The sequence below is a fragment of the Paenibacillus sp. 1-8 genome (assembly GCF_056316205.1).
This window is the reverse complement of record NZ_CM149995.1, coordinates 4,063,269-4,084,424: the sequence shown is the minus strand read 5'-3', so window position 1 is coordinate 4,084,424 and position 21,156 is coordinate 4,063,269. Positions and strand designations below refer to the sequence as shown.

The 21,156-nt window shown below is 49.0% G+C and carries 13 protein-coding genes, 11 tRNA genes and 3 rRNA genes; all 27 read left to right on the top strand.

Annotated elements, in window-relative coordinates; translation table 11 throughout:
* The first annotated feature begins 6 nt into the window (after positions 1–6).
* On the top strand, positions 7–1,317 hold the full coding sequence (obgE, locus tag AC0WRU_RS18700) for a GTPase ObgE (protein ID WP_025682919.1): 1,311 nt from the start codon (positions 7–9) through the stop codon (positions 1,315–1,317).
* A 158-nt stretch (positions 1,318–1,475) separates the two neighbouring features.
* Positions 1,476–1,913: an ACT domain-containing protein gene (locus AC0WRU_RS18695; RefSeq protein WP_025682918.1), complete on the top strand. Its 438-nt coding sequence runs from the start codon at positions 1,476–1,478 to the stop codon at positions 1,911–1,913.
* Positions 1,914–1,957: 44 nt separating this feature from the next.
* Positions 1,958–3,244: a homoserine dehydrogenase gene (locus AC0WRU_RS18690; RefSeq protein ID WP_476125894.1), complete on the top strand. Its 1,287-nt coding sequence runs from the start codon at positions 1,958–1,960 to the stop codon at positions 3,242–3,244.
* Positions 3,245–3,271: 27 nt separating this feature from the next.
* Complete coding sequence (gene thrB / locus AC0WRU_RS18685) at positions 3,272–4,240, top strand: homoserine kinase (RefSeq protein WP_476125893.1); 969 nt, start codon at positions 3,272–3,274, stop codon at positions 4,238–4,240.
* A complete protein-coding gene (pheA, locus tag AC0WRU_RS18680; RefSeq protein WP_476125892.1) occupies positions 4,237–5,136 on the top strand; it encodes a prephenate dehydratase in 900 nt (299 codons plus the stop codon). The genes thrB and pheA overlap by 4 nt, the downstream gene beginning before the upstream one ends.
* An 18-nt stretch (positions 5,137–5,154) precedes the next feature.
* Positions 5,155–6,039, top strand: coding sequence for a branched-chain-amino-acid transaminase (ilvE, locus tag AC0WRU_RS18675; protein WP_149094823.1), 885 nt, complete (start codon positions 5,155–5,157; stop codon positions 6,037–6,039).
* A gap of 161 nt (positions 6,040–6,200) precedes the next feature.
* On the top strand, positions 6,201–7,805 hold the full coding sequence (locus AC0WRU_RS18670) for a LysM peptidoglycan-binding domain-containing protein (RefSeq protein ID WP_476125891.1): 1,605 nt from the start codon (positions 6,201–6,203) through the stop codon (positions 7,803–7,805).
* Positions 7,806–8,361: 556 nt separating this feature from the next.
* Positions 8,362–9,919 (top strand): 16S ribosomal RNA (locus tag AC0WRU_RS18665).
* Between the two features lie 353 nt (positions 9,920–10,272).
* Positions 10,273–13,200: ribosomal RNA gene (locus AC0WRU_RS18660) — 23S ribosomal RNA — on the top strand.
* A 152-nt stretch (positions 13,201–13,352) separates the two neighbouring features.
* Positions 13,353–13,469, top strand: a 5S ribosomal RNA gene (gene rrf / locus AC0WRU_RS18655).
* Together the 16S, 23S and 5S rRNA genes with 11 tRNA genes alongside form the textbook arrangement of a ribosomal RNA operon.
* Positions 13,470–13,488: 19 nt before the next feature.
* Positions 13,489–13,564 (top strand) — tRNA-Asn (locus tag AC0WRU_RS18650).
* A gap of 3 nt (positions 13,565–13,567) precedes the next feature.
* A tRNA-Ser gene (locus AC0WRU_RS18645) sits at positions 13,568–13,659 on the top strand.
* A 17-nt stretch (positions 13,660–13,676) separates the two neighbouring features.
* A tRNA-Glu gene (locus AC0WRU_RS18640) sits at positions 13,677–13,748 on the top strand.
* Between the two features lie 6 nt (positions 13,749–13,754).
* Positions 13,755–13,830: transfer RNA gene (locus tag AC0WRU_RS18635), tRNA-Val, on the top strand.
* A 31-nt stretch (positions 13,831–13,861) separates the two neighbouring features.
* Positions 13,862–13,935: transfer RNA gene (locus AC0WRU_RS18630), tRNA-Met, on the top strand.
* A 24-nt stretch (positions 13,936–13,959) separates the two neighbouring features.
* Positions 13,960–14,036, top strand: a tRNA-Asp gene (locus tag AC0WRU_RS18625).
* 28 nt (positions 14,037–14,064) lie between these two features.
* Positions 14,065–14,140 (top strand) — tRNA-Lys (locus tag AC0WRU_RS18620).
* 35 nt (positions 14,141–14,175) lie between these two features.
* Positions 14,176–14,250 (top strand) — tRNA-Gly (locus tag AC0WRU_RS18615).
* Positions 14,251–14,255: 5 nt separating this feature from the next.
* Positions 14,256–14,332, top strand: a tRNA-Arg gene (locus AC0WRU_RS18610).
* 13 nt (positions 14,333–14,345) lie between these two features.
* Positions 14,346–14,425 (top strand) — tRNA-Leu (locus AC0WRU_RS18605).
* Between the two features lie 7 nt (positions 14,426–14,432).
* Positions 14,433–14,506 (top strand) — tRNA-Pro (locus AC0WRU_RS18600).
* 118 nt (positions 14,507–14,624) lie between these two features.
* Entirely contained in the window at positions 14,625–15,329 is a 705-nt protein-coding gene (locus AC0WRU_RS18595; protein ID WP_476125890.1) for a BofC C-terminal domain-containing protein, read from the top strand.
* 235 nt (positions 15,330–15,564) lie between these two features.
* Entirely contained in the window at positions 15,565–16,068 is a 504-nt protein-coding gene (gene ruvC, locus AC0WRU_RS18590; protein WP_014282985.1) for a crossover junction endodeoxyribonuclease RuvC, read from the top strand.
* On the top strand, positions 16,065–16,679 hold the full coding sequence (gene ruvA / locus AC0WRU_RS18585) for a Holliday junction branch migration protein RuvA (RefSeq protein ID WP_476125889.1): 615 nt from the start codon (positions 16,065–16,067) through the stop codon (positions 16,677–16,679). Before ruvC ends, ruvA begins: the two co-directional genes overlap by 4 nt.
* 51 nt (positions 16,680–16,730) lie before the next feature.
* Entirely contained in the window at positions 16,731–17,738 is a 1,008-nt protein-coding gene (ruvB, locus tag AC0WRU_RS18580) for a Holliday junction branch migration DNA helicase RuvB (protein ID WP_476125888.1), read from the top strand.
* A gap of 277 nt (positions 17,739–18,015) precedes the next feature.
* Positions 18,016–20,109: a SpoIID/LytB domain-containing protein gene (locus AC0WRU_RS18575; RefSeq protein ID WP_025681893.1), complete on the top strand. Its 2,094-nt coding sequence runs from the start codon at positions 18,016–18,018 to the stop codon at positions 20,107–20,109.
* A gap of 7 nt (positions 20,110–20,116) precedes the next feature.
* Positions 20,117–21,145 carry a tRNA preQ1(34) S-adenosylmethionine ribosyltransferase-isomerase QueA gene (queA, locus tag AC0WRU_RS18570; RefSeq protein ID WP_025681894.1) on the top strand — a complete coding sequence of 343 codons (1,029 nt, stop codon included), beginning with the start codon at positions 20,117–20,119 and terminating at the stop codon, positions 21,143–21,145.
* Positions 21,146–21,156: the final 11 nt, after the last annotated feature.

Genomic DNA, 21,156 nt, shown 5'->3' with positions numbered 1-21,156 from the left:
GTAACCATGTTTGTAGATAAAGCGAAAATTTTTGTTAAAGGCGGTGACGGTGGAGACGGATTAATTGCGTTTCGCCGTGAGAAATACGTTCCTGAAGGCGGTCCTGGTGGCGGTGACGGAGGTAACGGTGGAGACGTGATTTTCCGCGTCGATGAAGGCTTGCGTACCTTGATGGATTTTCGGTACCAGCGGCATTTTAAAGCTAAACGCGGAGAAAAAGGCCGCAACAAGAGCCAGCATGGAGCCAATGCGGATCATATGATCGTACGCATACCTCCGGGTACAGTCATCATGGATGATGATACCGGTGAAGTGGTAGCAGACATGACACGTCATGGTCAGCAGGTTATCGTGGCCAAAGGCGGACGCGGCGGACGCGGAAATATCCGTTTTGCCACACCAAACAATCCAGCACCTGAGCTGGCTGAGAATGGCGGAGAGGGCCAGGAACGTTATATTACCCTTGAGCTTAAAGTAATGGCCGACGTAGGCCTGGTTGGTTTTCCTAGCGTAGGGAAGTCCACATTGCTGTCGGTAGTATCTTCCGCAAAACCGAAGATTGGTGCCTACCATTTTACTACGATTACGCCTAATTTGGGCGTTGTGGATGTAGGCGACCATCGTAACTTTGTTATGGCCGATCTGCCTGGATTGATTGAAGGAGCTCATGAAGGCATAGGACTGGGACATGAATTCCTGCGGCACATTGAACGGACACGTATCATTATTCACGTCGTGGATATGGCGGGCTCCGAGGGTCGTGATCCGTTTGAAGATTGGACTAAAATCAACGACGAATTAAAGCAATATAACGCGGCATTAGCCGAGCGTCCACAAATTGTGGCGGCGAATAAAATGGATATGCCGGAATCGGAAGAAAATCTGGCTCAATTCAAGGAACAAATCGCTTCTGTTCGTCCAGATCTCGAAATTATGCCCATTTCCTCGTTGACACGCCAAGGCGTAAAGGAACTGCTTTATCGGGCTGCTGATCTGTTGGATCAAATACCGGACGAGCCAGTTGTTGAGGAAGTAGCGGAAGTGAATGAACGTAAGGTGTTTAAGCTGGATAAGGTAGAGGATGAAGGCTTCACCATTGTACGTGAAAACGATACATTCGTGGTGCATAGTGTCAAAATCGAGCGCATGATGAAGCGTATGCAGCTGAATTCGCACGATGCGATTTTAAAGTTAGCAAGAACATTGCGCCACATGGGTGTGGATGCTGAGCTGCGCAAGCGTGGTGCTGTTGATGGAACGCCTGTACGCATTGCCGATTTCGAGTTTGAATTCGTGGAAGGCAGCAGCTATTACTAAAAATGAAATACTTGTCTGAAGTATGGACGGTTACTACGCTATAGGAAACTCTATAGACGGCAGTAGCCGTTTTTTTGTACCGTAAGCTTGCCGATTGTCAGGAGTTTCGATATAATGTCCTCTATATAAAAACATAAGTCTTTGAGGAGAGGACGTTCGTGAAAGAGCGCTATTACTTGGTACGGGAAGATATTTTGCCTGAAGCTATCGTTAAGACGATCCGTGTTAAGCTGCTGCTTGCTTCGGGAGATGTTAAAACCGTGCACGACGCCGTGGAGCAAGTCGGGCTAAGTCGAAGCGCCTTTTATAAATATAAGGACGGCATTCATTTGGTCAACCAGTTGGAGCGTGAGCGAATTGTCAATATCTCTATTGATTTGGAGCATCAATCCGGCATGCTGTCCAGAGTACTTGGCAGGGTGGCAGATTACGGAGGCAATGTGCTAACGATCCAGCAGAGCATTCCGCTGCAAGGCAGAGCTAACGTAGTCATTTCGGTAGAAATGTCCAGACTTAGTGAAGAGCTTGGGGTTCTGCTGGAGGGTCTGGAAACCATCTCCGGTGTGAAGCGCGTTCGCCTGATCGGGCAAGGTTAAAAGCTATAAAGCTCATTAGATATAAGTTAGCAGGAGGGGAATGGATGAAACCGGTCAAAGTAGGATTGTTAGGATTAGGAACGGTAGGAACGGGAGTCGTTCGAATCGTGGAAGGAAATCAGGAAGATTTGAGCAGACAAGTCGGTTCGCCGATCATTATTGAAAAAATAGCTGTTAAAAATATAGAGAAATATCGTTTCATTGAAGTCGATCCCGCCAAGCTTACAGAGGACCCGTGGGAGGTCATCCGTGATCCAGAGATTGATGTTATTATCGAAGTCATGGGTGGCGTGGATCAGACGAAGAAGTACATTCTGGAAGCGCTGGAGCGCGGCAAGCATATCGTAACAGCGAACAAGGACTTAATGGCTCTGCACGGCTCTGAAGTACTGGCGAAGGCGCAGGAAAAGCAGTGTGATATTTTTTATGAAGCAAGTGTAGCGGGCGGTATTCCGATTATTCGTACTTTGATTGAAGGCTTCTCCTCCGATCGCATTACTCGCATTATGGGGATCGTGAACGGCACAACCAATTTCATTTTAACCAAAATGAGTCAGGAGGGGGCTTCTTACGAGGAAGTTCTCAAGGAAGCGCAGGAGCTTGGATACGCGGAATCCGATCCGACTTCAGACGTGGAGGGACTGGATGCTGCCCGTAAAATGGCTATCCTCGGTACGCTCGGCTTCCGTTCGGATGTAGAGCTTAAGGACGTAAGTGTTACTGGTATTACAAAGGTATCCAGTGAAGATATCGCTTTTGCCAAAACACTGGGCTATGAAATGAAGCTGCTTGGCATTGCGGAGCGTCAGGGTGATGAATTTACGATCAATGTTCAGCCGACGATGGTACGCAAGCAGCATCCTTTGGCCTCGGTGAGCGGGGTATTCAACGCAGTTTATGTACACGGTGAAGCCGTGGGTGAAACCATGTTCTACGGTGCGGGTGCAGGAGAAATGCCAACAGCTACATCGGTTGTGGCCGATCTGGTGACTGTAGTGAAGAACCTCAAGCTCGGCGTGAATGGGCTTAAGGCCATCGTACCTTATAATCCTAAAAAAATCAGCAGTGACGAGGACGTGTATTTCAAAAACTTCGTACTTCTGCATGTAGATGATAAGGCCGGAGTATTGGCGCAGATCACACAGGTATTTGCTGAATTCGACGTCAGTCTGGCATCTGTGGTGCAGCAGCCAAATGAGGTCAATCCAGATGCTGAAATTATTATCGTAACCCATTTGGCCAGTAAGGCAAGTATGAAAAAGGTTCTGGAGCATTTTGAATCTCTGGATGTCATTCGGCGCATCAAGAGTGTGTATCGGGTAGAGGGATAGTTCAAAAAAGCAGGGGGAATTGTCTGTATGACCGTTTTGAAAACTGCAAGAGTGCGTGTGCCTGCAAGTACCGCCAATTTAGGCCCCGGTTTTGATACACTGGGCATGGCGTTGTCCTTGTATGCATGGATTGAATTGAAAGAGTCCGGACAGACGGCTTTCCATTTATATGGGGATGAAATGAACGGTATTCCCCAGGATAAAACGAATCTGATTTATAAAGTAGCACAAATGGTTTTTCGGGAGGCTGGAGTATCAGTTCCTGAACTGGATGTTTCGATGTATTCGGATATTCCACTTACCCGCGGTTTAGGCAGTAGTGCTTCAGCCATTGTGGGTGCGCTTGTGGCTGCAAATACGCTGATCGGCTCACCTCTGCCAGACTCCAAGCTGTTTGACATGGCAAGTGCTATTGAAAAGCATCCTGACAATGTGGGGGCCTCCTTGTTTGGCGGCATTATTACAGCGATGTGGGATGGCGAACATGCCAAGCATTTACAGCTTGAACCAGATGCAAATCTGGAGGTTCTGGTAGTCATCCCGGATTTCCAATTGCCTACCTCCAAGGCCAGAGAGGTTCTACCCGCGCATGTATCCTTGAAAGATGCCGTATACAATGTGAGCCATGCTTCGATGCTAGTAGCGGCATTGGCATCAGGCCGAACCGATTTGATCGCCGAGGCGATGCAGGATCGGCTTCACCAGCCTTATCGGGCGGCTCTTGTGCCGGGTATGACAGAGATTTTGCAGGATGCACATCATTACGGTGCTTTGGGGGTGGCTCTCAGCGGAGCTGGACCGACATTGTTGGCATTGGTGGATCGCCGAGAAAACCGGAGAACGGAACTGGAACAGTATTTAACCGAAACGATGAGCAAGGAAGGAATCACTGCATCTGTTTTAAAATTGCGCCCAGAGAGCGAAGGCGTTAAAGTATATACGGATGAGAAAGAGATTCCTTTTATGGACATGATTAAAGGGGAAGTTACGATATGAAACGAATTGCACTTCTTCCGGAGGGGACCGTTTCCCATGAAGCGATTCGGTATTTGATAGGGGATACGCCCTATGAATTGCTGTTTTATAAGTATATAGCAGATGTATTTCAGGCTGTGGACAAGGGGAAGGCTGACTACAGTGTAATTCCGATTGAGAATACAATTGATGGCTCTGTAAGTCTGCATATGGATTGGCTTGTACATGAAGTGGACATTCAGATGCAGGCGGAATGGGTGTACCCTTCTATTCAAAACCTCATTGGATATCGCAGTGAATTTACCAATGACCGGGGCGAGCTGGATTTTAGCAAAGTGGTCAAAATTATGTCTCATCCCGTGGCGCTTCCCCAGTGTAAGGAGTTCATACAGACTACGGCTGCTCAGGCTGAGCTGGAGAGTGCAGGAAGTACGGCGGAAGCCGTCGAAATTGTTAAACATAACCCGGGCAAAGGCTGGACTGCTTTGGGAACCAAGCTTGCAGCTTCCAAGCACGGATTGGATATTTTGGCCAGCAAGGTGACGGATCACGATAATAACTTTACCCGTTTTGTCCTGATCGGCCATCACCCTATCAGTCTCCCGCGTGCACCTGAAGGTCAACGGACCAGTATTTTGGTGACACCACCGCAGGATTTTCCGGGGGCGTTGCATCAGGTATTATCTGCATTTGCGTGGCGCAGGCTGAATCTGTCACGGATTGAATCGCGCCCGACCAAAAAGCAACTGGGGAACTACTATTTTTACATTGAAATTTTGGAATCTCTGGATTCCGTTCTGCTTCCCGCAGCATTTGCAGAGATTGAGGCTTTGGGATGTCGTGTACGTATCCTTGGTTCCTATCCAAGCTACAAGTATGTTGAAGCAGCGATCGAACCTATTTTAGAAGAACAATAATGGGAGGTGCAGTTCTTAATGGCAGAGCAATGGATTTATCTAGATGGACAGCATGTAACTAAGGAAAATGCAAAGGTTTCGGTATATGATCATGGTTTTTTGTACGGGGACGGGATATTTGAAGGCATTCGCATTTACAACGGTAATATTTTTAAATGCAAAGAGCACTTGGACCGCCTGTACGATTCTGCAAAATCAATTCAGTTAAATATTCCGCTGTCTCCTGATGAAATGCTGGAAGCGATGGCGGAAACGATCCGTCTTAACGAGATGCGTAATGGATACATTCGTCTGGTTGTATCGCGTGGTGCTGGAAATCTTGGGCTTGATCCTCTTCGCTGTCCGAAAGCAAGTATTATCATTATCGTGGAGCAACTCGCCATCTACCCCGAGGAAGCTTATCTGACCGGGCTTAAGACGATTTCCGTCTCTCAGCGTCGCAACATTCCAGATGCCTTGAATCCGAAAATCAAATCGTTGAATTACCTCAACAACATCCTGGTGAAGATCCAGTCTAACTATGCTGGTGTGGGCGAGGCTATTATGCTAAATTCTCAAGGATATGTGACGGAAGGTTCCGCGGACAATATTTTTATCGTCAAAAACGGAGTGTTGTATACGCCGCCTTGCTATCTGGGAGCGCTTGAGGGTATCACGCGCAATGCTATTATCGACTTGTGCGCCGAGCTTGGTTATGCGCTCAAGGAACAGCCTTTTACGCTGCATGATGTGTATGTCGCTGATGAGGTGTTTTTTACGGGAACTGCAGCAGAAGTTATTGCTGCTTATGAAGTAGATGGTCGTACGATTGGTTCCGGCGTTGCGGGTCCGGTGACTTTGGAGCTATTGGCCGAGTTCCGCAAGATCGTGGATCAAGACGGCTATAAAGTGTGGCAGGACTAAAAATAGTGGATCCTTTTGACTGGATGCCCGTAAGGGAATTCAGTTGAGAGGATTTTTTTGTTTGTAGGGGGTCATTCGCCCGGGAAGTGCATAGGATGTAATAACAGAAGCCGGGCGTTTACCCATCCTGCCCGAACGAATGTCTAGGAGGTTTGTGACCTGTGAAAATACACATCGTCAAGAAAGGCGACACACTGTACTTGCTTGCCCAGAAATATAATGTGTCACTCGAAAAAGTTATTGCGGCCAATCCCCAATTGGCTGACCCGAATCAGTTAAGTATCGGCCAGAAAATAAAAATTCCGGCAGACCCTGTTGCGATGCAAGAACAGCCATCAACGGTTTATCAGCACAAAGTCAAGCAGGGTGATTCGTTGTGGAAGTTATCCAAGGCATGGGGAGTCCCGCTCAAGCTAATTATTGATGCCAATTCCCAACTTAAAAACCCGAACGCTCTACTGGTTGGAGAAACCGTCAATATTCCTCAATACAAAGGGGAATCATCCAGTCCTGCTACAGACAAAAAAAATACCGGAGTCAAACAAGAGATGACGCAACCAAAGCCCGAGTCACCAGCAGAGCCGTCAAACAAACAACTCACCCAGCCAAAAGAAGAACTCACTCAACCAAAAGAGCAACTAACTCAGCCGAATATGGAAAACGTGCCTAAGCCTAACGAGCAGTGGACGCAGCCTAATGAAACCGTGAATCCTCCCAAGCTTCCCGAATTAAAGCTACCCGAGGTACCTATGCCTGTGGCATCTGTAAATCCTGCTCCACCTCAACCTGCAGCTTACCAACCGGTTCAGCCCAAGCCCCAGTTGCCTGCAAATGTTGAGCTAAAGCCTGTAGCTGAAAAATTTTGCGGTTGCACGATCTCGGAATCAACGACCAATTCCCAATGGTCAGTACAACAGCCGACGCATGATTACAACTCACCAACAAGTATGGGACCAAACTCATGGTACCCGGGCATCGGAGCTGCCCAGCCATGGGAGAATGCTCCAGTAAATACTTCCTTTGTAGAGCAATGGTCTCCTTCCGTAGCCCCTAACCAGGAATATCAGCATGACTGTGAACACCCATGGTGTTGGGGACCTGCACAAACAGCGCCTATAAATGTCCAACCGACACCATATCCTGTTTATCCGGACTGTACGTCCCCGGAGTATCATCCAAGCTATGAAGCGGCTGAGAATGCATCCTATCCTGTCTATCCTCCATTTATCCATCAAGGTTACCCGCAGCATCCTGAGAGTGCAGTTCAAGGTAGTCAGTGGGGGTATGAATGGGGACCCACTCATCACGGTCTGCCTACAGGCGGGTATGTATCCGACTATAGCCAGTTACAAGGACAACAGTCGGCGAATCTACCGGATTATCCGTTCACCCATGAAAATGCACCTGTGTATCCTTTAGAGGGATATACCACCCCTTATATGTTTTTGCCTGACTGTGGCTGCCGGGAGGGGGATGTGGAGTCAGTATCAGCATTCTCGGGAACGCAGGGAGATGGGGAAAATCTGAATATCGGAACTCAAAACGAAGCTAATTCTGCTTCTGCCAAGCATAAAGATAGCAACGTGCGTAAAGGCAAGGGAAAAGACACCTCGGACAGTACGGCCAAAGAAGAGACATCCAAAGTCAAGGTTTCGGGTAAAAATGGTACTGCCAAAAATCAAAAGTCCCGCAAGGCGGCAGCGGCAGCTTCCCATTCTTCGGCCCGCAGTTCCCGCTCTCGCAGAAATCCCTGGATTAAGGACTGACAAAAGGGAATTTAAAAGTAGAGATAACCTTTATGAAGGTGAAATCAGCCTATGATTAACCTAAAAGAGTGAAATGATAAAATAGAGAGACTGTTATTCCTCAGAAACGGAATGACGGTCTTTTTTTCGATTAACAGCAAGCGAATTTGGGTACAGGAAACCAATTTAAAAAAGGTGTTGCAAAGCATAAGCATAATATGATATATTCTTATAGCTGTCTTTTCTGAGATGGTTAGCAACACAAAGCAGAATGAAAATGTTCAAAAAATTCTCTTGAAAAAAAGTGTTGCAAAGCTTTAGAAAACATGATATATTATTTAAGTCGCCGCTGAGATGCGGTGGTGAAACGAAGTAAGGCAAAAGCAAGACAATATGTAGGTTTGATCTTTGAAAACTGAACAACGAGTGAGTAAATGATTTTGTTCGCAAAATCAACCACGAAGATTTTGGTGCATACCGTAAGGTTGTATGAAATCGGAGTGTAAAAGAGATATTTTATCTCGTCAGTTTCAAAATGAGCATATCGCTCTTTCTATAAACCAGCTTCGGTTGGTCTTTAATGGAGAGTTTGATCCTGGCTCAGGACGAACGCTGGCGGCGTGCCTAATACATGCAAGTCGAGCGGGGTTGTTTTAGAAGCTTGCTTCTGAAACAACCTAGCGGCGGACGGGTGAGTAACACGTAGGCAACCTGCCCATGAGACTGGGATAACTACCGGAAACGGTAGCTAATACCGGATACATCCTTTCCCTGCATGGGGAGGGGAGGAAAGACGGAGCAATCTGTCACTGATGGATGGGCCTGCGGCGCATTAGCTAGTTGGTGGGGTAAAGGCCTACCAAGGCGACGATGCGTAGCCGACCTGAGAGGGTGATCGGCCACACTGGGACTGAGACACGGCCCAGACTCCTACGGGAGGCAGCAGTAGGGAATCTTCCGCAATGGGCGAAAGCCTGACGGAGCAACGCCGCGTGAGTGATGAAGGTTTTCGGATCGTAAAGCTCTGTTGCCAGGGAAGAACGTCTTGTAGAGTAACTGCTACAAGAGTGACGGTACCTGAGAAGAAAGCCCCGGCTAACTACGTGCCAGCAGCCGCGGTAATACGTAGGGGGCAAGCGTTGTCCGGAATTATTGGGCGTAAAGCGCGCGCAGGCGGCTCTTTAAGTCTGGTGTTTAATCCCGAGGCTCAACTTCGGGTCGCACTGGAAACTGGGGAGCTTGAGTGCAGAAGAGGAGAGTGGAATTCCACGTGTAGCGGTGAAATGCGTAGATATGTGGAGGAACACCAGTGGCGAAGGCGACTCTCTGGGCTGTAACTGACGCTGAGGCGCGAAAGCGTGGGGAGCAAACAGGATTAGATACCCTGGTAGTCCACGCCGTAAACGATGAATGCTAGGTGTTAGGGGTTTCGATACCCTTGGTGCCGAAGTTAACACATTAAGCATTCCGCCTGGGGAGTACGGTCGCAAGACTGAAACTCAAAGGAATTGACGGGGACCCGCACAAGCAGTGGAGTATGTGGTTTAATTCGAAGCAACGCGAAGAACCTTACCAGGTCTTGACATCCCCCTGATCGGTCTAGAGATAGACCTTTCCTTCGGGACAGGGGAGACAGGTGGTGCATGGTTGTCGTCAGCTCGTGTCGTGAGATGTTGGGTTAAGTCCCGCAACGAGCGCAACCCTTATGCTTAGTTGCCAGCAGGTCAAGCTGGGCACTCTAAGCAGACTGCCGGTGACAAACCGGAGGAAGGTGGGGATGACGTCAAATCATCATGCCCCTTATGACCTGGGCTACACACGTACTACAATGGCCGGTACAACGGGAAGCGAAAGAGCGATCTGGAGCGAATCCTAGAAAAGCCGGTCTCAGTTCGGATTGCAGGCTGCAACTCGCCTGCATGAAGTCGGAATTGCTAGTAATCGCGGATCAGCATGCCGCGGTGAATACGTTCCCGGGTCTTGTACACACCGCCCGTCACACCACGAGAGTTTACAACACCCGAAGTCGGTGGGGTAACCCGCAAGGGAGCCAGCCGCCGAAGGTGGGGTAGATGATTGGGGTGAAGTCGTAACAAGGTAGCCGTATCGGAAGGTGCGGCTGGATCACCTCCTTTCTATGGAGAATCGTTTCCTGCAACGGAAACATTCAAATATGAAGCGTAAGCTTCAAAAACGACTCACTCGTTGCTCAGTTTTGAGAGTTCAAACTCTCAAGTATCGTTTCCAGAATATACTTGTAGTCAAGTGATTCTGAATTTGATATGATCTTCTTCCGGGATTAAAACCGGATGAAATTGCACCTTGAAAACTGGATACCGAAACGAAATTGCGTTTTAGAATATTCCTTTACGCTGATCTTGTGTAAACAAGTGAAATAAAGGTAGCAGGTAAGGGAAGATATTTTGCCTTTGGCAAAAATCACTCTTTATCGAACATCGACATTTTCTTTCTATGAAAGAAAAGTCTAGGTTAAGCTACAAAGAGCACACGGAGGATGCCTAGGCGCCAGGAGCCGACGAAGGACGTGGCGAACAACGATAAAGCCTCGGGGAGCTGTAAGCAAGCTTTGATCCGGGGATGTCCGAATGGGGAAACCCGGCTGTCTTCATCGACAGTCACTTTCTGCTGAATACATAGGCAGAACAGAGGCATACCAGGGGAACTGAAACATCTAAGTACCCTGAGGAAGAGAAAACAATAGTGATTCCGTCAGTAGCGGCGAGCGAACGCGGATTAGCCCAAACCAAGGAGCTTGCTCCTTGGGGTTGTGGGACGTCTCACATGGAGTTACAAAGGAACCGGTTAGATGAAGAGGTCTGGAAAGGCCCGCCAGAGAAGGTAAAAGCCCTGTAATTCAAAACCTGTTCCCTCCGAGACGGATCCCGAGTAGTGCGGGGCACGTGAAACCCCGTATGAATCCGGCAGGACCATCTGCCAAGGCTAAATACTCCCTGGCGACCGATAGTGAAGCAGTACCGTGAGGGAAAGGTGAAAAGCACCCCGGAAGGGGAGTGAAATAGATCCTGAAACCGTGTGCTTACAAGAAGTCAGAGCCCGATCTATGGGTGATGGCGTGCCTTTTGTAGAATGAACCGGCGAGTTACGTTCCCGTGCAAGGTTAAGGTGAAGAGCTGAAGCCGCAGCGAAAGCGAGTCTGAATAGGGCGACTTAGTACGTGGACGTAGACCCGAAACCGGGTGATCTACCCCTGTCCAGGGTGAAGGTGCGGTAACACGCACTGGAGGCCCGAACCCACGCATGTTGAAAAATGCGGGGATGAGGTGGGGGTAGCGGAGAAATTCCAATCGAACCCGGAGATAGCTGGTTCTCCCCGAAATAGCTTTAGGGCTAGCCTCGGAATAAGAGTCGTGGAGGTAGAGCACTGATTGGGTGCGGGGCCCGCAAGGGTTACCAAGCTCAGTCAAACTCCGAATGCCATAGACTTAGTTCCGGGAGTCAGACAGTGAGTGCTAAGATCCATTGTCGAAAGGGAAACAGCCCAGACCATCAGCTAAGGTCCCCAAGTGTGTGTTAAGTGGGAAAGGATGTGGAGTTGCACAGACAACCAGGATGTTGGCTTAGAAGCAGCCACCATTGAAAGAGTGCGTAATAGCTCACTGGTCGAGTGACTCTGCGCCGAAAATGTAACGGGGCTAAACACGCCACCGAAGCTATGGCTTGATACTTAGGTATCAGGGGTAGGGGAGCGTTGAATGCGGGTTGAAGGTGTACCGTAAGGAGCGCTGGACTGCATTCAAGTGAGAATGCCGGTATGAGTAACGAAAAGATCTGTGAGAATCAGATCCGCCGAAAGCCTAAGGGTTCCTGAGGAAGGTTCGTCCGCTCAGGGTAAGTCGGGACCTAAGGCGAGGCCGATAGGCGTAGTCGAAGGACAACAGGTCGAAATTCCTGTACCACCGTAATCCGTTATGAGCAATGGGGTGACGCAGTAGGGTAGTGACGCGGACTGATGGATGTCCGTCTAAGCAGTGAGGCTGATGTGTAGGCAAATCCGCACATCGTAAGGCTGGGCTGTGATGGGGAGCGAAAATTGTAGTAGCGAAGGTCATGATCTCAGACTGCCAAGAAAAGCCTCTAGCCAGGAGAAGGTGCCCGTACCGCAAACCGACACAGGTAGGCGAGAAGAGAATTCTAAGGCGCGCGGAAGAACTCTCGTTAAGGAACTCGGCAAAATGACCCCGTAACTTCGGGAGAAGGGGTGCCTCGGTAGGGTGAATAGCCCGAGGGGGCCGCAGTGAAAAGGCCCAAGCGACTGTTTAGCAAAAACACAGGTCTGTGCGAAGCCGCAAGGCGAAGTATACGGGCTGACGCCTGCCCGGTGCTGGAAGGTTAAGGGGAGTGGTAAGTCCTTCGGGGCGAAGCTATGAACCGAAGCCCCAGTAAACGGCGGCCGTAACTATAACGGTCCTAAGGTAGCGAAATTCCTTGTCAGGTAAATTCTGACCCGCACGAATGGCGTAACGACTTGGGCGCTGTCTCAACGAGAGATCCGGTGAAATTTTAATACCTGTGAAGATGCAGGTTACCCGCGACAAGACGGAAAGACCCCATGGAGCTTTACTGCAGCTTGATATTGAATTTGGGTACGATCTGTACAGGATAGGTGGGAGCCTAAGAGACTTGAGCGCCAGCTTGAGAGGAGGCATCCTTGGGATACCACCCTGATCGTATCTAGGTTCTAACTTGGTACCGTGATCCGGTACGAGGACAGTGTCAGGTGGGCAGTTTGACTGGGGCGGTCGCCTCCTAAAGAGTAACGGAGGCGCCCCAAGGTTCCCTCAGAATGGTTGGAAATCATTCGAAGAGTGCAAAGGCAGAAGGGAGCTTGACTGCGAGACCTACAAGTCGAGCAGGGACGAAAGTCGGGCTTAGTGATCCGGTGGTACCGCATGGAAGGGCCATCGCTCAACGGATAAAAGCTACCCTGGGGATAACAGGCTTATCTCCCCCAAGAGTCCACATCGACGGGGAGGTTTGGCACCTCGATGTCGGCTCATCGCATCCTGGGGCTGAAGTAGGTCCCAAGGGTTGGGCTGTTCGCCCATTAAAGCGGTACGCGAGCTGGGTTCAGAACGTCGTGAGACAGTTCGGTCCCTATCTGTCGTGGGCGTAGGAAATTTGAGAGGAGCTGTCCTTAGTACGAGAGGACCGGGATGGACGTACCGCTGGTGTACCAGTTGTTCCGCCAGGAGCACCGCTGGGTAGCTATGTACGGAAGGGATAAGCGCTGAAAGCATCTAAGCGTGAAGCCCCCCTCAAGATGAGATTTCCCAGTATGTAAGACCCCTTGAAGACGACGAGGTAGATAGGTTGGGGGTGGAAGTGCAGTAATGCATGGAGCTGACCAATACTAATCGGTCGAGGGCTTATCCTAAGAATAGAACGCAATAGAGTTTCGGATCCAGTTTTCAGGGTGTAAGTTTGGTAAGGTATAAGCTCAAGTAGCTTATACTAAACAGAACTAACACACAGCATTTGGTGATGCTGATTCCTGAAAAAAAAGAGTATTTGCTAGTCAAATACATGTTTGGTGGCGATAGCGGAGGGGTTCCACACGTACCCATCCCGAACACGACCGTTAAGCCCTCCAGCGCCGATGGTACTTGGACCGCAGGGTCCTGGGAGAGTAGGACGTCGCCAAGCGAATCTTTATGATTGCTATTCCCTGATAGCTCAGTTGGTAGAGCACTCGACTGTTAATCGAGTTGTCACAGGTTCGAGTCCTGTTCGGGGAGCCATATGGAGAGGTGTCCGAGCTGGTCGAAGGAGCACGATTGGAAATCGTGTAGGCGCCAAAAGCGTCTCGAGGGTTCGAATCCCTCTCTCTCCGCCAGATATTATTTATTGTGTGGCCCGTTGGTCAAGCGGTTAAGACACCTCCCTTTCACGGAGGTAACAGGGGTTCGATTCCCCTACGGGTCATAATATGGAGGCTTAGCTCAGCTGGGAGAGCATCTGCCTTACAAGCAGAGGGTCGGGGGTTCGAGCCCCTCAGCCTCCACCATATTTTTTTATAAAGTATTCCCTAATATTATCGCGGGGTGGAGCAGTTCGGTAGCTCGTCGGGCTCATAACCCGAAGGTCACAGGTTCAAATCCTGTCCCCGCAATTGATTTTCCTTAGGATTATCTATGGAACTGTGGTGTAGAGGCCTAACATGCCTGCCTGTCACGCAGGAGATCGCGGGTTCGAATCCCGTCAGTTCCGCCATTTTTCCAAAGTTATACTACTCTGTTGGGAGCCATTAGCTCAGTTGGTAGAGCACCTGACTTTTAATCAGGGTGTCGAAGGTTCGAGTCCTTCATGGCTCACCATTCATGAACTTATATGTCATGGATATTATTGTATTGCGGACGTGGCTCAGCGGTAGAGCATCGCCTTGCCAAGGCGAGGGTCGCGGGTTCGATTCCCGTCGTCCGCTCCATATTTGCGCCCTTAGCTCAGCTGGATAGAGCGTTTGACTACGAATCAAAAGGCCGGGAGTTCGAATCTCTCAGGGCGCGCCATTTAACTTCATAAGCCGGTGTGGCGGAATTGGCAGACGCGCGCGACTCAAAATCGTGAGGGAAACCGTGGAGGTTCGAGTCCTCTCACCGGCATGTATTTCGGGATGTAGCTCAGCTTGGTAGAGCACCTGGTTTGGGACCAGGGGGTCGCATGTTCAAATCGTGTCATCCCGATTCAAAAGGAAAGTCGCTTGAAGAAGCGGCTTTTTTTGTTGTATTTGTTGTCTTTTTTTGTATAAATCAGTAATCGTCAGGCCACACTAACACAAAAAGTGGGACGGAAGGGATTACTGTGAAGCGATTAAGCTGGAAAAAACAAATTAAACGACGCTGGAAGCAGTGGAGAAGAACGGTGTGGGCCTGTACTATTTTTGGATCGGCTTGTTTGCTGGCAGGTTTCGGTATTCTGTTTTCACGTCATATGCAAACTATGCTGTCACAGCCCCTCGCTACTACCGTTATGGCGGACGTTGATACGAAGGAGCCTTCACACACGAGTTCGGCTGAAGTGCATTCCTCGCAGGTGCAGGTATTGCAAAGTATCCGTGCTTCGGGCATCGGTAGGAAGACTCATTTGTTAACCACCTATGTGTGTGGCACAGAGACGCTTTCCTTGGGAACGTTAAGTTCGCAGCAGTTAGAGAGCTTGCTGAAGCAGCATCCCGATTGGAAGGGACGGTTAAATACCAGAGGCGAGGTGTGGCTGGAGCGTAAGGTGGAGGATTTGTCTGAGTTATGCAAACAGCACGCCTACATGGGTATGAGTATGCATGGACAACTTACTTTGTTTGAAGGGCCGCCTAAAAAAGAAAAAGTAATTCGGACTTTCTTTCAGCTGGATGTGGGATCAATGGAGACGGCTCTGCCCGAGGGAGTGTATGAGCAGCTCCAGCAGGGAATCCGTGTGCAGGATATGAGCGAATACAACAGTGTGATCTCTACTTTTAGTGATTTTGCAGTGGAGCGAACACAGCGGGTATTGAAGCAGCAATATTGATTACATGCAAGAAAGAGGCGTGTAGGCTTTGCCCGGGGGGTGAGGCGTATAACGTCTCTTTTTTGTGCTGAACTTAGAGTTAAACTTTTTACTCTATTAGATGCAAAGTTTTGTTATAATGAAATGAACGACACATATGTTCGCTTTGTTTAGCATTTGGCAATGATTATGGTTTTGATATTAAATCTTTGATGGCTAGTTAACGCCGTATTTTGGCGATAGGGGAGAGATTTTTTTGCGTTTTCTAGGAATTGATCCGGGTATTGCAATTGTGGGCTTTGGATTTGTGGACAAGATCGGCAGTAAGGTGGTTCCTGTTCAATATGGCTGTATCCAGACGGAGGCCCATACACCGGAAGAAGAGCGATTGCTTCATGTATATGAAGGCATGCTGCAATTGATTGATAAATATAAACCTGATGCGGTAGCGCTGGAGAAGCTTTTTTTTAATCGTAATGTAACAACTGCAATGTCTGTGAGTCAGGCGCGTGGTGTGCTGGTGCTGGCTGCGAAACAACGTGGTTTGCCTATAGGGGAATATACGCCTATGCAGGTTAAACAGGCTATTGTAGGGTATGGAAAGGCTGAGAAGAAGCAGGTACAGGAAATGGTAAGAATGTTTCTGAAGCTTCAAGTCGTGCCCAAACCGGATGATGTGGCGGATGCTTTGGCAGTAGCTATTTGTCATGCGCATTCATATGGACTAAATTCAAAATTAAATGAGGTATTGCGAAAATGATAGATTTCTTGCGTGGTTCAGTGGCTCACTTGGAAAATGAATATGTCGTTTTGGATGTGCAAGGGGTCGGGTATCGGGTATTTTGTCCGAACCCTTATGCCTTTGCCAAAACGGAAGGGCCGATTGTCATCTATATTCATCATCATGTAAGGGACGATGCTACTTTACTGTTCGGGTTTGCGACTCGTGAGGAACAACAGTTGTTCCGTAAGCTGATTGATGTATCCGGAATTGGGCCGCGTGTGGCGCTTGGTATTTTGGGAGGCGGTACGCCTACCCATGTGATAACGGCAATCTATCAAGAGAACATCGCGTTTCTCACCAAACTGCCGGGCATCGGTAAAAAGACGGCGCAACGCATGATTCTGGATTTGAAGGACAAGCTGGACGGCATCGGCTCAGTTGGGATTGCGACCGGATTGTTTGCGGAGCCTGTCGTGGAGGAAGGTGAGGGTTCCTATTGGAGCGAGGCACGAGAAGCACTTAAGGCGCTGGGCTACACAGATGCGGAGCTGGATAAGGTATGGAGCAGAATGAAGAAAGACGCGAAACCTGATGAATCTGCCGATATTTTGATGAAAAGAGCTTTGCAACTGTTGTTTGCCGGATAGGACGACGATGTCCATTAAAAGAAGTCTGGTGAAAAGGAGGAGCGATGGAAAATGGATGACCGGATTATTTCCGCCAATTTGATGATGGAAGACGAGACGGCGGAGCTAAGCCTTCGCCCCCGTTATCTGAACGAATATATCGGGCAAAATCAAGTGAAAGAAAATTTGAAAATATATATTGAAGCGGCCAAGATGCGTAAAGAGGCGCTGGATCATGTGCTACTGTACGGTCCGCCCGGATTAGGAAAAACGACGCTCGCGAATATTATCGCCAACGAGCTGGGCGTTAATTTACGCACGACCTCAGGTCCGGCAATTGAAAGACCCGGAGACTTGGCAGCGTTGCTGACAAATCTTCAAGAGGGCGATGTTTTGTTCATTGACGAGATACATCGCCTGCACCGTACGGTGGAAGAAGTCATGTATCCGGCAATGGAGGATTTTGCGCTGGACATTATGATTGGCAAAGGCCCGAGTGCGCGTTCAGTCCGTCTGGATTTGCCGCCCTTTACGCTTATCGGGGCTACTACGCGCGCTGGGCTGCTTTCTGCGCCGTTGCGTGACCGATTTGGTGTCATTAGTCGGTTGGAGTTCTATACGACAGACGAGCTAGCCTACATCGTATCAAGGAACGCGGATATTATGGAGATTGAGATTGTCGGGGATGCAGCCGAAGAAATCGCATTGCGTTCACGGGGGACGCCACGGATTGCGAATCGGCTGTTAAAAAGGGTGCGTGATTTTGCCCAAGTTGCCGGAGACGGTATTATTCATTCAGAGTTGGCCGCAGAGGCGTTAAAGAGACTGCAAATTGATCCGCGCGGACTGGATGAAATTGATCATAAAATGCTTAAGGCGATGATTCATTCATTCCGTGGCGGGCCTGTGGGATTGGATACAATTGCAGCGACCATTGGTGAAGAAAGCCAGACGATCGAGGACGTGTATGAGCCATATTTGTTGCAAATCGGCCTTCTGCAAAGAACGCCACGGGGACGGATGGTGACTCCGGCGGCTTATGCTCACCTCGGAATTCCCATGCCAACGGATTCAAGGTGAGCAGGGAGTGTATATTTTTATCACATGAGAACAGGCAGTAGCGGCTCATACACAGAAAAATGTAGCTGAGATTAGTTCTTAACGTGATTACACGACTATGATAAATATGATATTACAGCACGGATGGTATGGAGAAAGAGAGTGCGTGAATTAAGATTTGAGCGGGTTCAAGTTTAGGCGTATTTCGCCGATGTATTAAAAGGGACAGGTTTGAGTCAAGTCCCCGCCAAATCATGCAGTATGCGTGCTATGACAGCCAGAAATGGGGGAGCCAGAAATGAGTGAAAAAGCGTTGAATCAAAGCACAATTTTCGGCACATGGGCGGGTCGGGCCAAACGGGCAACAGCGGCTATAGTATTAGCTGTAGTTTGCCTGCCTTGGTCTCCGACTGTTCACGCCGCTACTGCCCAAGAGGATATTCGTGTAGTGATCTTTGCGGATCTAGGCAGCAAATATAAAGCGACTGTACCCGCTGTAACCTTGAAATCATCAGGGGGCCTGAGTGTTGGACAAAACAGTGGGGGGAGCTTTCAGTCTTGGACAGGACTTCCAGACAGTACGGCCCGTTTTAGTGTAGACAGCTATCGGGTAAAGGTACTGGAAGGAAATGAAGCGGCTGCGATAAAAGCAGCTCAAGCATTGCAAAAGACGAATGATAAACCGATGGTTTTTATTGGCTCGAAAAACGGTAGCTCTGTCTATCAGGTGTATGCAGGAATATATGCGACTGAACAGGTAGCGCAGGCTGCTGTACAGCGTATTTCTACTGCAACCGGAGCACAGGCCGAAGTTACGGGGAACAAGCATTGGTCTACGGGAAACTACGGAAGCGAACAAGAGGCTAATCTCGTTCGGACGACGATTGCTGCCGCAGGTTTTGATGCTTTTACCGTCATTCAATCGAGAGGTCAATATGCTGTGTGGGTCGGAGAAGAGAGTAATGACAGCAAGTTGTCCGCTTTGAAAACAGAACTGGAAAGCAAGCAACCGCGACTTACGCTCTCTAAAGTCAACGCTACTCAAACCGGACTGATTGTGAGACAGGAAGCAGGAGTAACGACAGGCTCTCAGGTGATGACTCATTATGTGCTGAGTGGTTCTGATAATAGCAAGGTTATGGTCAACGGAGGCAGTGATGGAATTCAAGTGATCGAGAGATCACAGCGTACATATCGTGGCGACATGGAAATTGGCATGACGTCAGGACAACTGGCACTTGTTAACGAAGTGCCGTTGGAGCAGTATTTGTATTCTGTGGTAGGAGCTGAAGTCTATTCCTCGTGGTCGGCTGAAGCGCTCAAGGCTCAAGCGGTGGCGGCTCGCAGCTATGCGCTTGCCCAAGGCAATCGTTTTCAGATCGGGAACGTGGTGGATGGAACGTTAAGCCAGGCTTATAACGGCAAAGGCTCGGAGCATGCGAATGTTAGCGAGGCCGTAGATGCAACCGCTGGTGAAGTGATTAAAAGTGGTGGCAAGGTGGTCGAAGCTGTATTTTCGTCCAATGCGGGCGGTGTTACAGCGGATGCTTCCGAGGTGTGGAACAGTGGCGGTGAATCGTTTGCCAGCGTAGATAGCTCAGGAGATACTTCGGCGCAAAAAGGAGCACAGGAGTGGTATCACGTGCTTCTCTCCAGCGGAAAGACAGGCTATATCCGTGAGGATAACGTTAAGGAACTGGAGGGAGTCACAGAGGCGGGGCTAGACAAAGTTACCGTGACTGCTGAAAATACCAATGTGCGTTCCATTCCTCAAATTCAATCAACCGTGGCAGCAGTAGCCAAGGTACAGCCCGGTGAAGAGATGATTGTATTGGAAAAGGTACCTCAATCCGGAGACTACGCATGGGTACGGGGGCCCTTTACGGCCGCTCAGCTTGTAAAATCCCTGCAAGGGAAAGTAACGGGCACAATACCGTCCTCTATTGACCATCTCGATGTCACCAAACGTGGTCCGTCCGGGCGTGTGCTGGAGGTTGAAGCGAATGGATCGCCTTTAAAGGTGAAATATCCTGATATGTATCGTTCAGCAATGGGCGGATTGCCGAGCACGCTGTTTGATATTGCGAGTACTGGCAGTTATACTGTATTAGGCGCTGATGGGGCTACTACTCATGTAAATGGTGCACAGGGGACTACAATCCTGTCGGCATCAGGGAGCAGCACTTCCAGCGGTAACGGGGTGATCGTCATGAATGAAGATCGTCATGCGCGCGTCATCGACAAAACGCAGAGCTTTATTTTTACAGGCAAAGGGAATGGTCACGGTTTGGGATTGTCACAATGGGGAGCCAACGGTTTGGCTGATCAGGGGTATGATTACAAGAGAATTTTGCAACACTATTATAAAAATGTGGATATAGTTAAGGACTGACCAATATATGAACGTAAACGACTACGATTTTGAATTACCTGAAACATTAATTGCACAGACACCTTTGCTTGATCGAAGTGCTTCGAGATTACTAACACTGAGCAAGGATAGCGGTGAAGTGGGCCATCATACATTTTCAGATGTTGTGCAGTATCTTCAGCCCGGCGATACACTGGTGCTAAATGATACGCGAGTGATTCCTGCACGCTTGTTCGGTATCAAGGAAGACACGGGAGCTAAGGCCGAGGTGTTACTGCTCAAGCAACTGGAGGGTGACCGATGGGAAGCATTGGTAAAACCCGGCAAGAAGTTGAAAAAGGGCGCGGTTATCGTTTTTGGTGATGAGCTGAAGGCGGTCATTGAGGAAGAAGGAGATATGGGCGGAAGAGTGCTCTCATTCTCATATGAAGGTATTTTTCAGGAGATATTGGATCGTCTTGGACAAATGCCGCTTCCACCGTATATCAAGGAGCAACTGGATGACCGTGAGCGTTATCAGACGGTTTATGCCCGGCATGAAGGCTCAGCCGCAGCTCCAACCGCAGGGTTGCATTTTACAGAGGAATTGCTAGATCAAATTAGAGAAAAGGGTGTTTCCATCACCTTTGTCACACTTCATGTCGGTTTAGGAACGTTCAGACCCATGTCTGTGGATACGATTGAAGAGCATGTGATGCATGAAGAATATTACTCATTGTCACAGGAAACGGCAGATGTGCTAAATGAAACCAAAGCGCGTGGCGGAAGAGTCGTGGCGGTGGGGACAACCAGTTGCCGGACGCTGGAGACGGTGGGCAATACATTCGGTGACGGATTATTACAGGCCAGCAGTGGCTGGACGCAGATTTTTATTTATCCAGGTTATGAATTCCGTGTGGTGGATGCGATGATTACAAATTTTCATTTGCCTAAATCCACATTGGTTATGCTGGTCAGTGCACTGGCGGGCAGGGAGAATATTATGCATGCTTACCAGGAGGCGATTGACCGGGAATATCGGTTTTTCAGCTTTGGGGACGCAATGTTCATTTATTAATTAAGGATGGT